This is a genomic window from Nocardiopsis sp. NPDC006832 (assembly GCF_040635885.1).
In the GTDB taxonomy this organism is placed as follows: domain Bacteria; phylum Actinomycetota; class Actinomycetes; order Streptosporangiales; family Streptosporangiaceae; genus Nocardiopsis.
Genome location: NZ_JBEYLC010000063.1, coordinates 1 through 19,238, shown reverse-complemented (window position 1 = coordinate 19,238; position 19,238 = coordinate 1). Strand labels below are relative to the sequence as shown.

The following is a 19,238-nucleotide window of genomic DNA, read 5'->3' as shown; positions in this document are numbered from 1 at the left end:
ACGAACCCATCCCCATGTCGGTTTGTTTCGTTGGAGCAGGTCATCGCCGAAGAATTTCTTTGTCCACGCCCCCACCCGCCGATCGCGAGAGCGGGCACCGGAAGCGCACCATGGGTGCTTCGGTGCTCTGGCAAGACCCGGTGCGAGACCACGACATCCTTGCGGGGCAGCCGATACGTCCGCCGAGGTCGACCAGTACCGCGGGGTGGCACGCGAACCCGGAGCCGGCCAACGGGACGGTCAACGGGCGCGCGGGGCCAGGATCGCGGTGACGGCCGCGGCGACGAGCAGGATCAGGATCGCCGGACCGAACGTCATGGCGGCCAACCCCAGACCGATGTTGGCCCCGATGCCCGGAGCGGTGGCGATCATCCACCACACGCCGCCCATCATCGGGATCGGGGTCAGCAACAGGATCACCAGGCCCCAACGAGGCGCGAGCCGACCGCCGGCCACCGCGCGCACCAGCAGGATCGCCATCGCCACGGTGAGCAGCAGAGCGCCCACCCCCAGGAGGGTCTCGGCCCAGGCGGGGAGGATGAGCGGATCGATGGCGTAATCGGCCTCGGACAAGGGGAAGCCCTCGGCGGCGGCGACCTCCTCGGGACGGGTGTAGGTCAGCCACCAAGTGGAGATCGCCGACCCCACCAGCAGCGCGACCGTCTGTAGAACCGGGACCGACCGGGGGCGGTGAGGGGTGTGAGTCGAGGTCTCGTTCATGCCCCCATAGTGGTCGAATCGGGTCCGGTCCGCGTGAGTGCGCGTACTCAATGCCCTGACGATCTCCGAGACGGGTGCCTCCGATAGCGTGAGGCGGTGTTCTCCGACTTCAGCGACATCGAAGCCTTCGTCCGGATCCCCCGAATCTCCGCCGTGGCGGTCGGACCCCGAGGTCGGGTGGTCGCCGCCGTCTCCCAGCCCGACGAGTCCGGTTCGAGGTTCGCGTCGGCCCTGTGGGAACTCGACCCGGAGGGCCTGGCCCCGGCTCGCCGACTCACCTTCTCCGAACGCGGAGAGAGCGCGCCGCGGTTCGCCCCCGACGGTTCGTTGCTGTTCACCTCCGGGCGCCCGGACCCCGAGGGCGGGCAGGGAGAGGACACCACGGCGATCTGGCGCCTGCCCGAGCACGGGGAGGCGAGCCCGCTCGCCCGAACCGCCGGAGGCCTCCAAGTCGCCGGCGTCGCCGACGACGGTTCGATCCTGGCGACGACGAGTGTGACGGTCGGGGCCGACCTGGGCGATGACGCTCGGCTGCGAAGCGCGCGCAAGGACGCCGGACGGTCCACCATCTGGCACACCGGCATGCCGGTCCGCCACTGGGATCACGCGCTCGGCGACCTCAGCCCACGCCTGGTGCTCGTCTCCCCGGACGGTGAGATCACCGACCTGACCGAAGACGCCGACACCGTGGCGCTGAACGGAGCGTCGGCCGACCTGTCCGCGGACGGTCGCACCGTCGTGACGACCTGGACCGAACGGATCCGAGGTGGGCAGACCCGCACCGACATCGTCCTGATCGACACCGTGACCCACAAGCGGACCACCTTGCTGGCGGCCGACGACGACCAGGAGTACGGATCCCCGCTGCTCTCTCCCGACGGCGCCCACTGCGCGGTGACACGGCGGACGATCTCCACCCCCACCGACACCGGTTACGGCTCCCTGTGGATCCACCCGCTGTCGGACGGCGCACCGGTGAACGTCGACGTCGGTGACCTCACGATCCGCGAATACGCGTGGCGCCCCGACGGAACCCTCCTGGTCGCCGGTGACCTGCACTCCTCCGGCGCGGTGCTCACCGTGGACCCGCGCACCGCACGGGTGCGGACCCTGGTGGACGGAGCGGTGTTCTCCTCCCTGGCCCCGGCACCGGACGGTTCCGTGTACGCGCTGCGTTCCGACATCACCACGCCTGCGCGACCGGTGCGATCGACGCCGGAGGGTCAATCGCGCGAACTCCCGGCGCCCGGTTCGGTGGCGGCGTTGCCGGGCGACCTGGAACGGGTGTGGACCGAGGTCGATGGTGTACGCGTCGGTGCGTGGCTGTGCCTGCCGGAAGGCGCTTCCTCGGCCACACGGGCTCCGACGATGTTGTGGATCCACGGCGGACCGCACACCTCCTTCAATGCGTGGAGTTGGCGGTGGTGCCCGTGGTTGTCCGTCGCCCGTGGCTACGCCGTGCTCATGCCCGACCCCGCCATGTCCACCGGCTACGGGAACGCCGGCCTGAACCGAGGTTGGCCCAGGCGGCCGGACGTGGTCTACCGCGAATGCGAGACACTGCTCGACCAGGTGCTGGAGCGCCCGGAACTGGACGCCTCCCGCACCGCGCTCCTCGGTGCGTCCTTCGGCGGCTTCATGGCCAACTGGATCGCCGGACACACCGATCGCTTCTCGGCGATCGTCACCCACGCCGGGCCGTGGGCGCTGGAGCAGCAGCACCGCACCACCGACGCGGCGGCTGAGAAGACGCGCGTGCACGGCCACGAGGAGGACGACCCCGAGTGGTACCGGGCCAACTCCCCGCACAACGGCGCGGCGCGTGTGACCACCCCGGTGTTGATCTCGCATGGGGACCGGGACTACCGGGTGCCGATCGGTGAGGCTTTGCGGATGTGGTGGGATCTGGTCTCGGGTTGGGACGGCCCGCCGGAGACGCTGCCGCACCGGTTCCTGCAGATGACCGGCGAGAACCACTGGGTGCTCACCCCGTCCAACATCCGCGTGTGGAACGAGGCGGTGCTCGCGTTCTGCGATCAGCACGTGCTCGGGGCCGACCCCGTTCCCGACGTCCTGCCCTGGTGACCGGCCCCCTGCTCTGAGAAAACCGGTGGCTCCGGGCCAGAGCCCGGAGTTACCGTGCCGGCATGGGCGAAAGCGAGAACGTGTGGGACGCCGAGGCCGCGGCCGAATACGACACCCCCGGTGAGGGCATGTTCGCCCCCGAGGTACTCGGCCCGGCCGTGGACCGACTGGCCGAACTCGCCGGCGGGGGCGCCGCCCTGGAGTTCGCGGTGGGCACCGGCCGGGTGGCCGTACCGCTCCTCGAACGGGGCGTGCCGGTCCAGGGCATCGAACTGTCCGAGCACATGGTCGAACGCTTGCGTGCCAAGGTCGACGAAGACGCGCTGCCGGTGACCCTCGGGGACATGGCCACCACCGTCGTGCCGGGCGAGTTCGCCCTCGTCTACCTGGTGTTCAACACGATCTCCAACCTGCTCACCCAGGCCGAACAGGTCGAGTGCTTCCGCAACGCGGCCCGTCACCTCTCACCCGGGGGGCGGTTCGTGGTGGAACTGGGCGTGCCCGACCTGCGGCGCCTCCCGCCCGGACAGGAGGCCGCGGTCTTCGCCTCCGAGGACGGATACGTGGGGCTGGACACCTACGACGTCGTGCGTCAGCATCTGACCTCGCACCACTTCTCCTTCGACGAGAGCCGCCGGGCCCGACTGTTCCGCTCCCGGCACCGGTACGTGTGGCCGGCCGAACTCGACCTCATGGCGCACATCGCCGGTTTCGCCCTCGAATCCCGTCACGCGGACTGGCGTGGCGGCGCGTTCATCGCCGAGTCCCCCTCCCACGTGTCCGTCTATCGCTTGCCCACCGCACGGTGAACACCATGATCGCGCACGTGGGGATTCCGCTCGGTGTCCCGGGGACCGCGTCCGGTCCCGTCCTCGAACCCGGACCGGGTTCGAGGACGGTCAACGCTCACAGGTCCCAGGTCGTCCCGTAGCGCAGGGTCAGTTCCCGCACGTCCTCGGCGGACAGGACCGAGAACTCCCGGCCCTGAAGCGCCACCACGATGCGCGAGGCCTCCTCCAGCTCCACGGCCCCCTCCAGGGCGCCGGCCGCGTCGTCGGCCGCCACCAACGAACCGTGGTTGGCCAACAACGCGGCGCGGAACCGACCGGGCAACCCGGCCACGTTCTCGGCCAACCGGTCACTGCCCGGCGCGGCGTAGGGGACCAGGGGCGCCTGACCGACCCGCATCACCAGGTAGGGGGTGATCGGCGGCAGGGCCGAGGCCGTCGACCAGGCGGGCAGACAGGAGGCCGCCGTGGTGTGCGGTGAGTGCAGGTGCAGCACCGCCCCCGATCCCTGGACCCTGTCGTACATCGCCAGGTGCAGGGGGAACTCCTTGGAGGGCGATGGCCCCTCCAAATGCCGCCCGCGCTCGTCCAGCACGGACAGCCCCCTCGGCCCCAGGTCACCGAGGGAGACCCCGGTGGGGCTCATCAGGATCCGGTCGCCGACGCGCACCGACACGTTCCCCGACGACCCCGGGCTCAGCCCGGATTCGACGGCGCGTCGGCCCACCGCGCACAGTTCCTCGGCGGCCTCCTCCAAACGAAGCTTCACCGTCCCGCCTTCCACGCGCGTACGAAGAGGTCCTCGGCACCGAAGTTGCCGGACTTGAGCATCAGGTGCAGGGCGTCGTCGCCCCGTTCGGCGAGCATCCACGCCACACCGGGGTCCACCTCGGGACCCAACGCCAGTGGGCCCACACCCAGGCTTCGCACCACGGCGCCGCTGGTCTCACCACCCGCGACGAGAAGGGAACGCACCCCCGCCTCGACCAGCCGCTTCGCGACCAGGGCCAGGGCCTCCTCCATCAACGGGGCGTCCGCGGTGTCCACGACGTGCTCGGGCGCGGCGGTCGCGTAGACCACGAACGGGGCCGAACCACCCTCCAGGGCCCGGTCCACGATCCGAGAGACCTCCCCGTCGAAGTCGGCGCGCAGCTCGGAGGGGAGGAGCCGGTGACCGTCACCGTGGGCGAGCGCGTGGCGCACCTGCCCCTGAGTGGCCCGGGAGGCGCTGCCGGAGATCACCACGCGCGGTCCGTCGGGCAGGCTGATGGCGCGTGGACCCGAGGTTCGGGGGCCGCGCAGCCCCGCGGCCAGGGCGCTTCCTCCGGTGAGCACGCCCAGGTGTTCGCTCGCTCGGGCCAGCGTGTCCAGGTCGGCCTCGTTCAAGGCGTCGACGATCACGAACCGGGCTCCCGCCGCCCGGGCCCGTTCCAGGGCGGTGCGCACCGCGTCGACCCCCCGGTCCACCACGGGCCAGGGCACGAGCGCGACCTCGTCGCCTCCCCCGCTCACCTGTGGGGCCAGGAGCCGCAGCAGGCTGGAGTCGGTCATGGGGGTCAACGGGTGGTGGCGCATCGGTGACTCGTCGAGGGGCTCGTCCCCCACGAAGAGGTGACCGCGGTAGACGGTGCGCCCGTTGGCGGGGAACGCCGGGGCGATCACCGTCATCGGTTCGTCGAGCGCGTCGAGCACCGCCTCGCAGACGGGGCCGATGTTGCCGCGCGGGGTCGAGTCGAAGGTGGAGCAGTACTTGACGTAGAACCGTTCGCAACCGGCACGCCGCAGCGCGGCCAACGCGTCCAGGGAGACCTTGACGGCCTCGTCCACGGGCACGGTGCGCGACTTCAGCGCCACCACCACGGCGTCGGTCCCGTCGGGGACGGGGATCGTCCCGACGGTGCCCTCGTCGCCCAGGACGACGGTGGTCCGGAAACCGGCCGTCGTGAGAGTGATCGCGATGTCGGTCGCTCCGGTGAGATCGTCGGCGATCACGCCGAGGGTAGCCATGGGGTCCTCCTGTGGTCGGTTCTTACAGCGGTGACGACCGCTCCCGTGCCGCGCGGCACGGGAGCCCGGGCGGGGAGCGGTCGAGGGGGAGGGCGGATCAGACCACGCCGAGCGCGATCATGGCGTAGAGCACCGCGAACCCGGTCACACCCGAGATCACCGAGGCGACCCCGATGGAACGGATGCCCTGGCCCACCGTCATGTTGGACAGGGTGGTGGTGACCCAAAAGCCCGAGGAGTTCGCGTGCTTCATGATCTGCGCACCGGTCGCGCAGGCCAGGTAGACCACGAGGGGCGACAGGTCCAGCGAGGGGATCAGCGGCTGCATGATGGCCGCGGAGGTCATCACACCGAGGATGTTGGAACCGGTGATCGAGCACACGGCGGCGGCCACCAGGAACGGGATGATGACCGGTGACAGGCCGGTGCTCTCGATGGTCCCGGCCACGCTCTCGGCCACACCGGTCTCCCGGATGATGGTGGCCAGCGCACCGCCCACACCGGTCAGGGCCAGGGGCATCGCGGCGATGCGCAGCCCGGACTCGAACAGGTCGTTCAGGGTCTCCTTGTCGCGCCAGCGACCGCGGAACAGCGGCAGGGCCAGCAGGCAGGCCAGGAACAGGGCCAGGGTCGGCTCACCGAGGAACAGCACCAGGCCGGTGAACCAGGAGCCCTCGGGCAGGACCGGGGCGGTCAACGAGGCGAAGACGATGAGGACGATGGGGGCCAGGATCGGCACCAGGGAGCCGAACAACCCCACTCGGGGAGTGTCGGTCCCCTCGCTCACGGCGGACTCCGAGCCACCGCCGCCGGCGGAACCGCCGGCGTTCACCAGGTGTTCGACGAACTCGGGCTTGGGCGGCACGTAGGTCTTGATTCGGGAAAGGTAGAGGGTCGCGGCCAGCACACCGGGAACGCCCACCATGAGCCCGTAGAGGATGGCCTCGCCCATGGGCACCTCCAGCAGGGAGGCGGACGCGAGGGGACCGGGGCCGGGAGGCACCACCGAGGTCATGACGTAGGCGCCGAGGTAGAGGATCGGCCCCAGCCTCATCATCGAGATGCCCGTGCGGTAGGCCAGCGCGGACACGATCGGGATCAGCATGACCACCGCGGTGTCGGCGATGAGCGGGATGCCCAGGACGGTCGAGGCCAGGGCGATGGCCCAGGGGACGCGTTTCTCGGCGAACATGCGCAGCGCCGTATCGGTGATCTTCATGGCGGCGCCGCTCAGTTCGAGCATCTTGCCGAGCACACAGCCGAAGATGACCAGCAGACCGACGCTGGCCAGGGTACTGCCGAAGCCCTCCTTGACCAGTTCGACGGTGGCCGCACCGCCCATGCCCAGGACCAGCCCCAGCGCTACGACCACGATGAACAGCGTGGCCACGGGATGGACCTTGAACCGTGCGATGAGCAGGATCAGGACGAAGATGGCGGCCAGGAACGCCAGGAGGGTGGAGAGGTCGGACATGTCATCGGTTCCGATCGCTGATGCGGGTGCGGGCGTGGCGCCACGCGTGCAGGAGGGTGGTGTCGGGGGCGGCGAGGTCGTCGATCCCGATCAGGGCGCCGGCGGGGACGTCGCGGGCCAGGGTGGCGTGCGCCGCCAGGTACAGCGGGGCCACGTCCTGGGGGGCGTGCGCGGTGTCCAGCAGGACCGCGGCCACACCCTCGACCTCGTGGTGGTGCCCGCCCATGTCGAGTCGGGTGCCCGCACGCAGGGCCTCCCGGGCGCGCCCGGCCAGGACCGCGTGCGGGGCGGGATGGCGACGACCGGCCCCGCGGTGGTGGTCGACCGCGTCCAGCAGGCTCAGCGGCGTCTCGACCCCCATGAAGTGGTAGGGCAGGTACATGCAGGCGTAACGCCCGGAACGGGAGACGACGTGCCCCTTCTGGGCGAGCAGTTCCCAGGTGACGGGGTCCCCGGTGCGCACGACGACGAAGACCCCACCGGCGAAGGACGCCTCCTCGGGCAGGCGCAGCACGCTGAAGACGTCCACCACGCCGTCGGCGGTGAGGATGCCCCCGTCCTCTTCGCGGGCGTAGACGTCGGCCAGTTCGGCGACACGGGCGACGGGGTAGTGGAGTGACTCCACGTCCGGGACCAGGCCGGTGTGGCCGGCCACGACCGCCATCTCGCAGTAGTCGGCGGCGGCCGAACGCTTGAGACCGGCCACGGCGCGGGCGCGCGCGGCCAGGGTCGCCGGAACGTCCTCGCCCAGGGTCGCCAGGTCGGCCAGTTCGGGGGCCTCGATCTCCTGGTCGAGTTGGCGCACCCGCCCGGTGGCGGGGTCGAACACCAGGTCGTACTCGCCGGACTTGCCGATCGCCACGACGTCGAGCCCGAGCCGTAGGGCGCGCTCGTACCACTCGATGAGGTTGGCCGGCTGGTCGCCGATGCCGGGGGTGTACACCACGTCGTGTTCGCGGGCGAGGTCGGCCAGGGCGATGCCCGCGACGGAGTCGACCTCCTTGGAGACCATGACCACGTGGCGTCCGGTCTCGATGGCCCCGCGTGCGGCCTCGGTGCCCACTCGCGGGTTCCCGGTGGCCTCGACGAGCACGTCGTGATCGGCCCGGGTGAGCAGGGCGACGTCGGCGACGACCGCGATCCGGTCCGGGGCCAGGGCGGCCACCTCTTCGGGGGTGGCGCACACCTGAAGGTCGGAGCGGTCATAGCCCAGCTCCACGCACAGGTCGATGGTCCCGGTGGTGTCGAGGTCGCACAGGACCGCGGGGTGCAGCCGTTCGATGCGCGTGGTCTGTGCCAGCAGCGTGCGCGCGAAGCCGCCCCGTGCTCCGGTGAGCGCGTACCGCACGGGGGAGGGCGGCGGGGAGGTGGCGTCGGTGCCTTCCATGGTTCTCCTTCTCTCACCTCACGAGTGGCACGTGGTGTGCCGGGGTCGCGAAGGCAATGAGCAGAGTTTTAACACTAACGGAACATATGAGTCAACAATACTCACAGTTGGGATCATCTGGGAACTATCGGTACCATGATGAGTGTGAACAGACCTGAAGGAGGACGATGATCCCGGCGCAACGGCGTGACCTGCTCCTACGTGAGCTGCGCGGCACGGGCGTGCTGAGCGTCAGAGAGCTGTGCGAGATCCTCGACGTCTCACACATGACGGTGCGCCGCGACATCATGACGTTGGAGGAGGAGGGCAAGGTCCGCTCGGTCCCCGGCGGGGTCGAACTGGCCTCACAGGTGCGCTCCGAACCCTCCTACCGGGACAAGTCCCGGGTGGACCTGGCGGAGAAGCGGGCCATGGCGCACGCGGCGGCGGAACTCGTGGGGCAGGGCCAGACCGTCTACCTGGACGCGGGCACCACCCTGGGCCAGCTCGTGCCGCTGTTGTGGCACGTCACCGGACTGACCGTCATCACCAACGACCTCACCACCGCCGCCTCCCTCACCGATCACCCCGACGTGACCCTGTACCTGGTCGGGGGTCAGATCGACCGCGAGAACCGGTCCTCGATCGGTGACATCGCCGCCGACATGGTCGCCGAGTTCAACATCGACGTCGCCTTCGTGTCGACGAGCTCATGGGACCTCCATCGCGGCTCGACCACCCCCTCCCGCTCGAAGGTGGCGGTCAAACGCGCGGCCATGGCCGCGGCCTCGTCCTCCGTCCTGGTGGCGGGCGCCGACAAGTACGGCGCCTTCGGCACGTTCAAGGTCGCACCGCTCACCGGGTTCACCTCGGTGATCACCGACGACCGTCTTCCGGACGCCTCGGCGCGGGCGGTCCGCGAACTCGGCGTCCCCCTGGAGATCGTCACACCCCGGCGCGAAACCGGCGGTGACGAGACCGACTCGGAGGAGGCCTCCACCGCCTCGGCCTGAGGAAGGCCCTCCCGCTCGGACCCACCTCGTTCCGCGTGCCCCGCCGGACGCACTTCGTTCGGCGGGGCACGCGGGCGCGGGTCAGGAACGGCCGCTCTCGCGGAACAGCAACCACACCAGGTAGCCGCCGCCCAGGCACACGGTCACCGCGCCCACCGGCAGCGCGATGCCCGGGATCGCGTACCGGGCGATGAGGTCGGCCATCGACAGCAACAACGCGCCCGCCAGGGCCGACCCGGTCAGGTCCGCGATGCCGCCGTGCCGGGTCAGCCTGCGGGCGATCTGAGGGGCGACGAGGGCGACGAACGCGATCGGTCCGGTCACCGCCGTCACGACCGCGGTGAAACCGACACCGACCACCACCATCAGGGCCTTGGTGGCCTCCACCGGAACCCCCGACATCGCCGCGGTGTCCTCGCCCAGCTCCAGTTGACGCATCCGGCGGCCGAGCGCCGGCAGGGCCAGGAAGAGCAGGACGGCCATGGCGGCGGACACCCCCACCGGCGGCCAACCCACCCCGTTCAGGGTGCCGGCGCCCCAGATCGCGGCCCGCAGGGCCACGTCCAGGTCCGCCTTGACCGAGAACCAGGTGTTGACCGAGGACAGCATCGCGCCGACCGCGATGCCGACGATGATGAGCCGGAACCCCCGCATCCCCTGTCGCAACGCCAACAGGTACACCGCCAGCGCAGTACCCAGGCCGCCCAGCACCGCGCCGCCGGCCAACGTCGGATAGCCGCTGCCGCCCAGCATGATCACGCACACCACACCCGTGTAGGCGCCGGAGTTGAGCCCGATGATGTCGGGGCTGCCCAACGGGTTGCGGGTGAGCGACTGGAACAGGGCGCCGCTCAACCCCAGACAGGCACCGAACAGGGCGGCGGCGACGGCCCGGGGCGCCCGCCACTCCACCACCACGAGCCGGTTCGGTCCCTCCGAGCCCGGAGCCAGCGCACCGATCACCTCCGGGATCGGAATGACGCGCGAACCCATGGAAAGCGCTATCAGGACACAGGCCGGTAGTGCCAGGAGCATGATCCCGTAGACGATGAGGGCCCGCCGGGAGGAGCGCACGCTCACCCTCCCGGCCCTCAGCACGATCGTGTCCCTCACAGCGCGTTCGCCTTCGTCCGTCGAATCAACATGATGAGCACGGGCGCGCCCAGGAACGCGGTGACGACACCGACCTGGAGTTCGCCCGGCCAGACCACCAGACGCCCGATGACGTCGGAGAGCAGGACCAGCGCGGGCGCCGCCACCAACGTGAACGACAGGATCCACCGCTGGTCCGGGCCGGTGATCATGCGCACCGCGTGCGGCACCATCAACCCGACGAAGGAGATGGGACCGGCCGCCGCGGTGGCCGCACCGCACAGCACCGTGATCGCCACGATCCCGAACGCGCGGGTCAGGGCCACCCGCGCCCCCATGGCGTGGGCGAGCTCCTCGCCCAGGGCCAGCGCGTTGAGCGAACGGGTCAGTGCCAGAGCCAGTACGAGGCCCACCAGGACGAACGGGGCGATGGCCGCCACGGTGCCCTCGGGGCGATCGGCCAGGGTTCCGGCCTCCCAATAGCGCATCCGGTCGAAGCTCTCGGGGTCGACCAGGGTCAGCGCCGAGGCGGCTCCGCTGAAGACCGCGCCCAACGCGACCCCCACCAGGACCAGCCGCAACGGCGTCGCCCCACCCGGTCCACGAGCGGAGACGAGGTAGACCATCGTGGCGGCGATGAGCGCGCCCGCGAACCCCGACCACAGGTACTGGTCGATCCGGGTCACCCCGAGCACGCTCACGCTCACGGCGATGGCGAACGCGGCGCCCGAGTTGACCCCGAGGATCCCCGGGTCGGCCAGGGGGTTGCGGGTCAGGGCCTGGGCGAGCGCCCCGGCCACGCCCAGCGCCATGCCCACGAGCAGGCCCAGCAGGGTGCGCGGCACGCGTAGGGCGAGCACGGTCAGATGGTCGATGCTCTGGTCGGGGGCGGTCAGGGCCGCCCACACGGTGGACACCGGTAGGCGGGCCGACCCCACCATGAGACCGGCCGCGCAGGACAGGGCGAGAAGGATCAGGCACAGGAGCAGCCACACCGGACGGGCGCCGATTCCTCGGCGGTGGGACTCGTCCGGTGTGGCGGTGGACCCGTGCGGGTTCCGTTCCTCCCCGCGGTTCTTCAAGAGGGAACGCACGTGATGGGGGCTTCCTAGGAGAACTGTTCCTCGACGATGTCCAACAGCGCGAGTTCCTCGTCGTAGTCGCCGCGCAGGCCCCAGTGGGGCAGGTCGTAGGCGTTGCCCTCCTCGAACGCGGGCAGCGCCGCGTAGACCGACGACTCCGACAGGCTCTCCACGTCGGCGGTGTCACCGTGGAAACCGATGATGAAGACGGTGGGGGCGTCGACGATCCGACCGACCTGTTCGCTGGAGATCTCGAACATGTCACCGCCGGCGGTGTAGGGCTCGAAGTCGTTCTCGGTGAACAGGGTGTCGGTCTCGAAGCCCAGGCGCGCGAACGTCTCGGGCAGCCCCATGTCCTCGATGAGCACGTAGGGGGTCTGGTCGGCGGTCACCGTCAGGAAGGTCGCCGGGTTCGGTGGGACGGTGATGGCCGCCGCGACCTCCTCCACCCGTTCGTCGTAGGTCGCGGCGAGTTCCTCGTAGCGCTCGGGGCTTTCGAAGACCTCCTCGGCCAGGAAGGAGAACTGGTCCTGCCAGGTGGTGCGGGTGTCGTCGACGATGACGGTCGGCGCGATCTCACCGAGCCGGTCGTAGGCCTCCACCGCCTGGAAGTGCGGGAAGCCGAGACCGCCCGCGATGATGAGGTCGGGTTCCAGGCCCAGGATCGCTTCGAGGTCGAACCCGTCCGCGCTCCACGGCAGGATCTCGGTGCCGTCCTCCTCGGCGGCTTGGGCCCAGTGCTCGGAGAACGCTCCTTCGGTGTCGGCGGTCTCGGGGATGACCCCGACCACCGGAACGTCGAGGTGGTAGAGGTAACCGGCCAGGGCGTGGTTGAGGACCACCACCCGCTCGGGGGCGCCTGGAACACTCACCTCGCCCTGCCCGGTCTCCACGACCCGGGTTTCGGATCCGGTGGCCTCCTCGGCCTCGGTGGTGCTTTCGCCGGCCCCGCAGGCGCTCAGGGCCAAGGATCCGACCGTGAGCAGGGACATGAGGGGCACAAGGGGGACTCGGAGGGATCGCATGGGGCCTCGTTCTGGACAGGGTAGGGGAGACGGGGGGCCGACAGGAAAGATAAGGTAAGCCTAGGCTAATATCCCTGGTGCCGGTGGGCGCGCCCCAGGTGACATCGGTGCTCGCCCGAGATGACATGTTCTGGAGCCGTGATGACGCCGAAACAGCTCTGCCGGGTCGTGCCCGAGAACACGATCCGGTTCCTGGGACACGACACCCACGAACACGAGGTGCCGCACCTGATCCACGTGGTCGCCGGAGCGGCCGAACTGGTCGTGGCCGGAGAATCGATCACCCTGCGGGCCCGGCACAACCTCTGGCTGGCCCCGCACGTGCCCCACTCGATGCGGTTGGAAGAGGGCGGGATGGCCCTGGGGCCGCTGCTCTCCCCGGGCACCTCGCCCCCACAGCGGGTGCATCGACTCGGGGTGGTCCCCGAACTCACCCGGGTCATCATGACCGTGCTGGGGGCGGCGCCGGCCACCGCAGACCAGGTACGCCCCTTCCGGGACGCCCTCGATGCCGTCCTGGGCGGGCTGTCGCGGCCGCGCTTTCCCGTCACGCTGCCCGAACATCCGGTGGCCAGGGCCCTCGCGCGCGAGACCGCCCGCTCCGAGGCCACCCTGGAGGAGCTCGCCCGACGCCACCACACCAGCGTCCGTCACGTCCAACGCCTCTTCGTCGAGCAGACCGGGCTCGTCTACACCCGATGGCGCACCCGGGCGCGGTTGAACACGGCGATCGAACGGCTCAGGGCCGGCCACGGTCTGCCCGAGGCGGCCCGGGTCTCGGGTTATTCGACCAGAAGCGGCCTGCTCCGTGCCCTGAGCAGGGAGAGCGGCCTGCCCGAGTCGCTGCTGTCCGAAGACCCCCTGGCCGCACTCGACGCGACACCGGTCGCGGCCTGACCCCTTCCGAACACACGCCGGAGCGGGCGATTTTCCTATCTCTTGGGTAGGTTGTTTTCTACACTGGTGTGACGGGCGCGGATCCGCGCCCGCCACACCCACCGTCCACGCATCACTTCGGGAATCGAGGGGACCATGTCCAGGGTCAAACTCCGGCTACGCGGCCAGGAGGACGACGTCGAGCGTCTGTTGGAGACCCTGCGGTCCGATGAGGCCGTCCGACTGGACGAGAAGGTGCCGGAGCCGCAATCCGGTGGCTACGTGGTCGTCCACGCGGTGGCCTCCACCGACGACGAGTAGGACCTCCACGCGCGGGGACCGGCCGTGATCCTCAACGTCCGGTCCGCACCGCCCGCCGCACGCTCGGAGGCCCCGACCCGGACCGGGCCGGGGCTCTACCCGGTCAGATCCTCGGTAGCAGGGTGGCCAGCAGGACCACGCCGACCGAGGTCACCAGGCTCGTCATCGCCATGGTCCGGGCCAGGCGCGGCCTGGTGCGGGTGGTCGCGCCGTGCAGCGTCGCCGCGACCATCACCACGCAGAACAACGCCAACTTCGCCGCCAGCACCCGGCCGTATCCGGGTTCGAGCAGGGAGGCCCAGGTCACCCCGGCTCCCCAGGCCAGGGTGATCCCCGTGCCCAGCTGGACCGGTAGGAAGAACCCCGCAGTGAGGGTCCCGAAGCGCTTTCCGATGGCGGTGAGCACCGTGGTGCGACGTTCGCCTTCCAGGGTCCGTCGGGTCAGCGGCATGACCACCAGGGAAACGGTGAGCTGTCCGCCCACCCACAACATCGCCGAGAGCACGTGCAGGAAACGCACCCCTGCCCAGACCGCTTCCTCCATCAGGGTTCCTCCACCTCGAAGTGTCCGTGCGCGCCGCCCTCGGCGTGGCGCAGATCGTGGTCGACGAAGGGGTAGTGCCCCGCCTCGGGGAAGGTCGTCTCGACGAAGCCACCCTGGGCCGTGCCCAGATCGAGTGTCTGGGAGCCACCGTCGTCGTCGGGGCGCAGCAGGTAAGCGCCTTCCTTGTAGACGGTGTCGAAGCGCGCCCCGACCACGTGGAAGGAGGTGCCGTCCAACGGGCCGGCGGTCACCACCCACACACGCACACGTTCGTCGACCCGCGCCACCAACGGCGCGTGGTCGTAGCCCATGGCGGCACCGTTGAACATCCACCCCTGGGGTTGTCCGGTACGGATGCGCTCGGTCTGCTCGGCGTCGCCGGGCTCGCCCGGGTACAGCTCGCCCTGGACCAGCACGTACTCGCGGTCGACCTCGGCCAGGTCGGGCGGGTCGATGATCACCGCCCCGTACATGCCGTTGGCCAGGTGGTGGCTCATCGGCGCGGTCGAGCAGTGGTACAGCCACGCCCCCGCCTTGTCGGCGGTGAACCGGTAGGTGAGCTCCTCGCCCGGGGCGATGGTGCGCATGGGTTCGTCCGGGGCCAACGAACCGGCGTGGAAGTCGATGCTGTGTCCCATCGTGCCGTCGTTGACCAGGGTGACGACGAAGACGTCACCGACCTTCCCGCGCAGGACGGGCCCGGGCGCGGTGTCGCCGAAGGTCCACACCGGGCGCCGAACACCGGGCGCGACCTCCTGTTCGCTCTCGCCCACCCGGATCTCGACCTCGTGCTCGTCGGTGTCGGGGGACGGGTCCAGCTCGGCGTCGATGGGTTCCCAACCCTGGCTGAACTCTCCGGACAGGTCGAGCGGCGCACCGGTGGCCCCCATGGAGTGCTCACCGTGTTCGGCGACGGGAAGGTCGTCGCCGGTGGTGGTCACCGTCATCTCCATGCCCGAGGCGCGGTGTCCCATCACCGAGCACCACCCTCGCAACGGACCGTCCACCACCCCCACCTCCAGGGTGGCGCTCTCCCCGGGCGCGAGCACGGGGGTGCGCGTTCCGTTCTCCATGCGCAAATCGTGCGGTTGGGCGTCCTCGTTGGTCACCTCCAACACCAGTACGTCGCCCGGGTCGACGGTGATGGTGCCCGGTTCGACCACCATGTCCCCGAGCGCCACGTCCACGGTGCTCGTCCGACCGGTGGGGGTGACGGCGGATTCCTCGTCGGTGGGCACACCGAGGGCGAACACCAGCGCCAGCGCGGTCAGCGCGGCGCCCAACCCGGTTCCCACCAGCCCGGGGGAGGCGGTCACCTCCCAGGCGCGCAGGACGGCCACCCCGGCGAGCAGCACGAAGGTCGCCGCGGACGCGAGCACCAGTGCCCACGCCGCGGTGCCCCACGGCCCCGGGAACAGGGTCGGCGGCAGGCCGAGGTTGAGCGCGGCCAGGCGGACCGGCCACCCCCGACCCAGCAGTGCGGTGTTGGCCTTGACCGCGCGGGGACCGCCGCCCAAGACCACGGGAAGCAGGTAGGTCAGGGACCCCAATAGGACCTGGCCGGCGAAGCCCACGAGGAACAGCGGAAGGAGCGGCTGTAGGACGGTGTGCACCTCGTGCGGGGCGTGCACGGCCAGGGTGTGGACGTCCACCGCCAGCGCGGCGAGCAACCAGACCAGGGAGGCGGCGACCGACCAGGCCGCGGCCCCCGTCGGCCGTTTGCGCAGCGCGGTGCGCACCAAGGGGACCAGGCAGACCAGGACCCCGGCCGCGTACACCACGATCCCGGTCAGGGCCCCCCAGCGCATGCCGGCGGCGAGCCCGACGGCACTCGCCACCAACCCCACCAGGACGGGGACCAGGGCGCGGCGGGCCACGGTGCCCGCGCCCTCCACGACGCGGGTGCGCAGGATGGTCGGCCACAGCGTGAACAGGCTGCCGATCACCGCCAGACCGACCCAGCCCCACAGGTTGAGGTGGACGTGCGCCGCCAACGACCGTTGCCGGACCTCGGGACCGGCGGCGTCGAACAGCATCATCGTGCCGAGCACGGCCCCCAGCACGAACGAGACGCCGGCCGCCGTGTACCAGGCGCCGATGTGGGCGAACCTTCCGCCCAACGCACTTCGGCAGGCGCGTGCCAGGGCCAGGGTGTGCACCACGACCACGCCCAGCACGGCCACCGCTCCGACCACCGCGAAGGGGATCGGGACGGAGGTCGCTCCGACCACCAGGACCACGACGCCGGTGTTGAGCACGGTCAGCCGGGCGGCCTGATAGCGGTCCGAGGTCGCGGGCAGGCGCAGCAACGCGACCGTGAAGTGCTCGGTCCAGGTGACGATCGCGTTGGTGACCGTTCCGAGCAGGAGCAGGTGCACCGGTAACCAGGAGGGCAGACCGAGCGGGCCGACGGCCGCGGCGGCGCACACCGCGAGCAACGCCCAGACCAGGGCGATCACGTTGGCGCGGGCGTGCCAGGACACCTGCCGTGGCAGCGGCGGTGGTCGGTCGGGGCGTTCGATACGCACGAACGTGGCGGGCATGACGGCTCCGTTTCCGAACAGGGGACGACCGCGTGCGCGGCCGGCCGGTTCCGGCCCAAGGGGCGTGTGCTCCGGGGCACGGTGGGCGATGAGCTCCCGGTGGCACGGAAAAGGGGCCGTTTGTTGGAGCGCGAGAGACGTCGGGGAGCGCGGTTCAGCTCCCGGGAGGGTCCTCCACCTCCGTTTCGCGTAGTTCGGCCACGCAGTGTCCCGGGGTGGCGAAGGGGCGCAACCGTACGGCCTCCACGGGCGCGCGCATGCGTTCCAGGGCGCCGCGGATCATGCCCAGGTGGACGCCGCAGACCACGTCCGGGGCGGCCTCGGCCAGCTCACGGAAGGGGCAATGACGCAGGTCGATGTGGGTGCCATCGGGGGAGGGGCGAGGGCGGAACCCGGTCTCGCGCAGGAGGTCGGTCACCGCGGCACGGGCGGTGTCGGCGTCCACGGGTGGGCGCGGCCCCCTGGAGTCGACCAGCCGTTCCCCCTGGCCCTGCCCGGCCCGTACGGCGGCCTCGCTCTGATCGCCCTCGATGGCGGACAGGTGGGCCACCAAGGCCTCGGCGAGCATCCGGTAGTCGCGCTGTTCATCGTCGTCGGCCGGGGTGTACAGGGTGCGCGGGCGCCCGGGCCGATCACGCTCCTCGGGGGCGGCTCGGACCAGACTCCGGTCGGTCAGTAACGACAGATGTGAGCGCACGGTGTTGGTGTGCAGCCCGACCACCTCGGCGATCTCGCGGACGTCCATCGGATGGTCGGACCGGCGCAGTGTCTGCAGGACGGCGACCCGGCTGGGGTCGGCCAGGACCCGATGCTCGCCGGGGTCGATCCCCGTGGTGGCGGACGTTCGCCCTTGGTTCCCGTGGTCGTTCACACCTTGTGTTTACACGGTCCCGATTGTAAATACAACGCAGGTGGTGAAAAAGCGTGTGGACGTGCGGATGCACGTGCGACCCGGGGGGACTTAAGGCCCACCACCAGTACAGACCTTCGCGGGACGATCCCGGACTCACGACTTTGGTCCGACTGCCACGTCCACTGGTGGGGTGGGAAGGGCAACAGGTCACCGAGACGGCCGCAGGCGGTCGTCGAAGGAGAGAGGACCTCAGTAGTGACCCGCTACGATCCGCGCGAAAACTCCGAAACCGGGCCCGCGCCCGGTATGGACGGTCCGGTCTCCGACGCACTTCTGCGCACCCGCAGATTCCTTCGCCCACAAGAGGTGTCCGAGGACCTTCGTACCGTCCACCGCGTCGGCGGCCGAGACGCCGACGTCTTCTACCGAGACCGCTGGAGCCACGACAAGGTGGTGCGCTCCACCCACGGGGTGAACTGCACCGGATCCTGTTCCTGGAAGGTCTACGTCAAGGACGGGATCATCACCTGGGAGGGACAACAGACCGACTACCCGTCGGTGGGCCCGGACAGCCCCGAGTACGAACCCCGAGGCTGCCCTCGCGGCGCCGCCTTCTCCTGGTACACCTACTCGCCCACCCGCGTGCGCTACCCGTACGTGCGCGGTGTGCTGCTGGAGATGTACCGCGAGGCCCGCGAACGCCTCGGCGACCCGGTCCTGGCCTGGGCCGACATCGTCGACGACCCCGAACGCGCCGCCCGCTACAAGCGCGCCCGCGGCAAGGGCGGACTCGTGCGCGCGAGCTGGGAGGAGGCCCTGGAGATCGCGGCCGCCGCCCACGTGCACACCGTCGCCGAACACGGCCCCGACCGGGTCGCCGGTTTCTCCCCGATCCCCGCGATGTCGATGGTCTCCCAGGCGATCGGCTCCCGCTTCTACGGGCTCATCGGCGGCTCGATGCTCTCGTTCTACGACTTCTACGCCGACCTTCCCGTCGCCTCCCCGCAGGTGTTCGGCGACCAGACCGACGTGCCCGAGTCCGGTGACTGGTGGAACGCCGGCTACCTCATCATGTGGGGCTCCAACGTCCCCGTCACCCGCACCCCGGACGCCCACTGGATGGCCGAGGCCCGCTACCGGGGTCAGAAGGTCGTCGTGGTCTCCCCTGACTACGCCGACAACACCAAGTTCGCCGACGAGTGGCTGGCCGCACGGCCCGGCAGCGACGGCGCCCTGGCCATGGCCATGGGACACGTGGTGCTGCGCGAGTTCTTCGTGGAGCGCACCACCCCCTATTTCGACGACTACGTGCGTCGCTACACCGACCTGCCGTTCCTGGTGCGTCTGGAGGAGACCGACGACGGCCACCGCGCCGGCAAGTTCCTCACCGCCCAGGACCTGGGCCGAGAAGGCGAGAACACCGCGTTCAAGACGGTCGTCCTGGACGAG

The 19,238-nt window shown here is 70.5% G+C and carries 17 protein-coding genes; 6 read left to right on the top strand and 11 right to left on the bottom strand.

Annotated features, from left to right (window positions below):
• Positions 1-240 precede the first annotated feature (240 nt).
• A complete protein-coding gene (locus ABZ717_RS23615) occupies positions 241-720 on the bottom strand; it encodes a hypothetical protein (protein WP_358514085.1) in 480 nt (159 codons plus the stop codon).
• 96 nt (positions 721-816) lie between these two features.
• Between ABZ717_RS23615 and ABZ717_RS23610 the strand changes: the two genes are divergently transcribed.
• Together ABZ717_RS23610 and ABZ717_RS23605 are read left to right on the top strand one after the other, a co-directional pair.
• The gene (locus tag ABZ717_RS23610; RefSeq protein WP_358514083.1) at positions 817-2,805 is read left to right on the top strand and encodes a prolyl oligopeptidase family serine peptidase; all 1,989 of its coding nucleotides are present in this window, start codon (positions 817-819) and stop codon (positions 2,803-2,805) included.
• A 62-nt stretch (positions 2,806-2,867) separates the two neighbouring features.
• Positions 2,868-3,614, top strand: coding sequence for a class I SAM-dependent methyltransferase (locus ABZ717_RS23605; protein ID WP_358514081.1), 747 nt, complete (start codon positions 2,868-2,870; stop codon positions 3,612-3,614).
• 97 nt (positions 3,615-3,711) lie between these two features.
• On the opposite strand, the gene ABZ717_RS23600 is transcribed toward ABZ717_RS23605, so the two are convergent.
• The 4 genes from ABZ717_RS23600 to ABZ717_RS23585 form a co-directional block, all read right to left on the bottom strand.
• Positions 3,712-4,362, bottom strand: a complete 651-nt coding sequence (locus ABZ717_RS23600) for a class II aldolase/adducin family protein (protein WP_358514079.1) — start codon at positions 4,360-4,362, stop codon at positions 3,712-3,714.
• A complete protein-coding gene (gene otnK / locus ABZ717_RS23595) occupies positions 4,359-5,600 on the bottom strand; it encodes a 3-oxo-tetronate kinase (RefSeq protein ID WP_358514077.1) in 1,242 nt (413 codons plus the stop codon). Before otnK ends, ABZ717_RS23600 begins: the two co-directional genes overlap by 4 nt.
• 97 nt (positions 5,601-5,697) lie before the next feature.
• Positions 5,698-7,074: an SLC13 family permease gene (locus ABZ717_RS23590; RefSeq protein ID WP_358514075.1), complete on the bottom strand. Its 1,377-nt coding sequence runs from the start codon at positions 7,072-7,074 to the stop codon at positions 5,698-5,700.
• Position 7,075: 1 nt separating this feature from the next.
• The gene (locus ABZ717_RS23585; protein WP_358514073.1) at positions 7,076-8,461 is read right to left on the bottom strand and encodes a homoserine dehydrogenase; all 1,386 of its coding nucleotides are present in this window, start codon (positions 8,459-8,461) and stop codon (positions 7,076-7,078) included.
• 167 nt (positions 8,462-8,628) lie between these two features.
• Here ABZ717_RS23585 and ABZ717_RS23580 point away from each other — a divergent pair, with 167 nt between their 5' ends.
• Entirely contained in the window at positions 8,629-9,453 is an 825-nt protein-coding gene (locus tag ABZ717_RS23580) for a DeoR/GlpR family DNA-binding transcription regulator (RefSeq protein WP_087100530.1), read from the top strand.
• A gap of 81 nt (positions 9,454-9,534) precedes the next feature.
• Here ABZ717_RS23580 and ABZ717_RS23575 read toward each other — a convergent pair whose 3' ends face one another.
• From ABZ717_RS23575 to ABZ717_RS23565, 3 genes are read right to left on the bottom strand one after another with little or no spacing between them, the layout of a single operon-like run.
• Complete coding sequence (locus ABZ717_RS23575) at positions 9,535-10,566, bottom strand: iron chelate uptake ABC transporter family permease subunit (protein ID WP_358514071.1); 1,032 nt, start codon at positions 10,564-10,566, stop codon at positions 9,535-9,537.
• On the bottom strand, positions 10,563-11,639 hold the full coding sequence (locus ABZ717_RS23570; RefSeq protein WP_358514069.1) for an iron chelate uptake ABC transporter family permease subunit: 1,077 nt from the start codon (positions 11,637-11,639) through the stop codon (positions 10,563-10,565). Before ABZ717_RS23570 ends, ABZ717_RS23575 begins: the two co-directional genes overlap by 4 nt.
• Positions 11,640-11,653: 14 nt before the next feature.
• Entirely contained in the window at positions 11,654-12,652 is a 999-nt protein-coding gene (locus ABZ717_RS23565; RefSeq protein WP_358514067.1) for an ABC transporter substrate-binding protein, read from the bottom strand.
• 141 nt (positions 12,653-12,793) lie between these two features.
• On the opposite strand from ABZ717_RS23565, the gene ABZ717_RS23560 reads away from it, so the two are divergent.
• A complete protein-coding gene (locus tag ABZ717_RS23560) occupies positions 12,794-13,549 on the top strand; it encodes an AraC family transcriptional regulator (protein WP_358514065.1) in 756 nt (251 codons plus the stop codon).
• Between the two features lie 135 nt (positions 13,550-13,684).
• Positions 13,685-13,849 carry a hypothetical protein gene (locus ABZ717_RS23555; protein ID WP_160049361.1) on the top strand — a complete coding sequence of 55 codons (165 nt, stop codon included), beginning with the start codon at positions 13,685-13,687 and terminating at the stop codon, positions 13,847-13,849.
• Between the two features lie 103 nt (positions 13,850-13,952).
• On the opposite strand, the gene ABZ717_RS23550 is transcribed toward ABZ717_RS23555, so the two are convergent.
• The 3 genes from ABZ717_RS23550 to ABZ717_RS23540 form a co-directional block, all read right to left on the bottom strand.
• Positions 13,953-14,393, bottom strand: a complete 441-nt coding sequence (locus ABZ717_RS23550) for a hypothetical protein (protein ID WP_358514063.1) — start codon at positions 14,391-14,393, stop codon at positions 13,953-13,955.
• Positions 14,393-16,936 (bottom strand): multicopper oxidase domain-containing protein, encoded by a 2,544-nt coding sequence (locus ABZ717_RS23545; RefSeq protein ID WP_358514061.1) that lies wholly within the window; start codon positions 16,934-16,936, stop codon positions 14,393-14,395. Before ABZ717_RS23545 ends, ABZ717_RS23550 begins: the two co-directional genes overlap by 1 nt.
• 154 nt (positions 16,937-17,090) lie before the next feature.
• The gene (locus ABZ717_RS23540) at positions 17,091-17,807 is read right to left on the bottom strand and encodes a helix-turn-helix domain-containing protein (RefSeq protein ID WP_358514059.1); all 717 of its coding nucleotides are present in this window, start codon (positions 17,805-17,807) and stop codon (positions 17,091-17,093) included.
• A gap of 288 nt (positions 17,808-18,095) precedes the next feature.
• Here ABZ717_RS23540 and ABZ717_RS23535 point away from each other — a divergent pair.
• On the top strand, positions 18,096-19,238 hold a 1,143-nt coding region (locus ABZ717_RS23535), incomplete at its 3' end, for a molybdopterin-dependent oxidoreductase (RefSeq protein WP_358514112.1).

Coding starts and splice junctions, on each gene's coding strand:
- ABZ717_RS23615 (WP_358514085.1), bottom strand. CDS start 720: ATGAACGAGACCTCGACTCACACCCCTCACCGCCCCCGGTCGGTCCCG.
- ABZ717_RS23605 (WP_358514081.1), top strand. CDS start 2,868: ATGGGCGAAAGCGAGAACGTGTGGGACGCCGAGGCCGCGGCCGAATAC.
- otnK (WP_358514077.1), bottom strand. CDS start 5,600: ATGGCTACCCTCGGCGTGATCGCCGACGATCTCACCGGAGCGACCGAC.
- ABZ717_RS23590 (WP_358514075.1), bottom strand. CDS start 7,074: ATGTCCGACCTCTCCACCCTCCTGGCGTTCCTGGCCGCCATCTTCGTC.
- ABZ717_RS23585 (WP_358514073.1), bottom strand. CDS start 8,461: ATGGAAGGCACCGACGCCACCTCCCCGCCGCCCTCCCCCGTGCGGTAC.
- ABZ717_RS23580 (WP_087100530.1), top strand. CDS start 8,629: ATGATCCCGGCGCAACGGCGTGACCTGCTCCTACGTGAGCTGCGCGGC.
- ABZ717_RS23565 (WP_358514067.1), bottom strand. CDS start 12,652: ATGCGATCCCTCCGAGTCCCCCTTGTGCCCCTCATGTCCCTGCTCACG.
- ABZ717_RS23560 (WP_358514065.1), top strand. CDS start 12,794: ATGACGCCGAAACAGCTCTGCCGGGTCGTGCCCGAGAACACGATCCGG.
- ABZ717_RS23555 (WP_160049361.1), top strand. CDS start 13,685: ATGTCCAGGGTCAAACTCCGGCTACGCGGCCAGGAGGACGACGTCGAG.
- ABZ717_RS23550 (WP_358514063.1), bottom strand. CDS start 14,393: ATGGAGGAAGCGGTCTGGGCAGGGGTGCGTTTCCTGCACGTGCTCTCG.
- ABZ717_RS23545 (WP_358514061.1), bottom strand. CDS start 16,936: ATGCCCGCCACGTTCGTGCGTATCGAACGCCCCGACCGACCACCGCCG.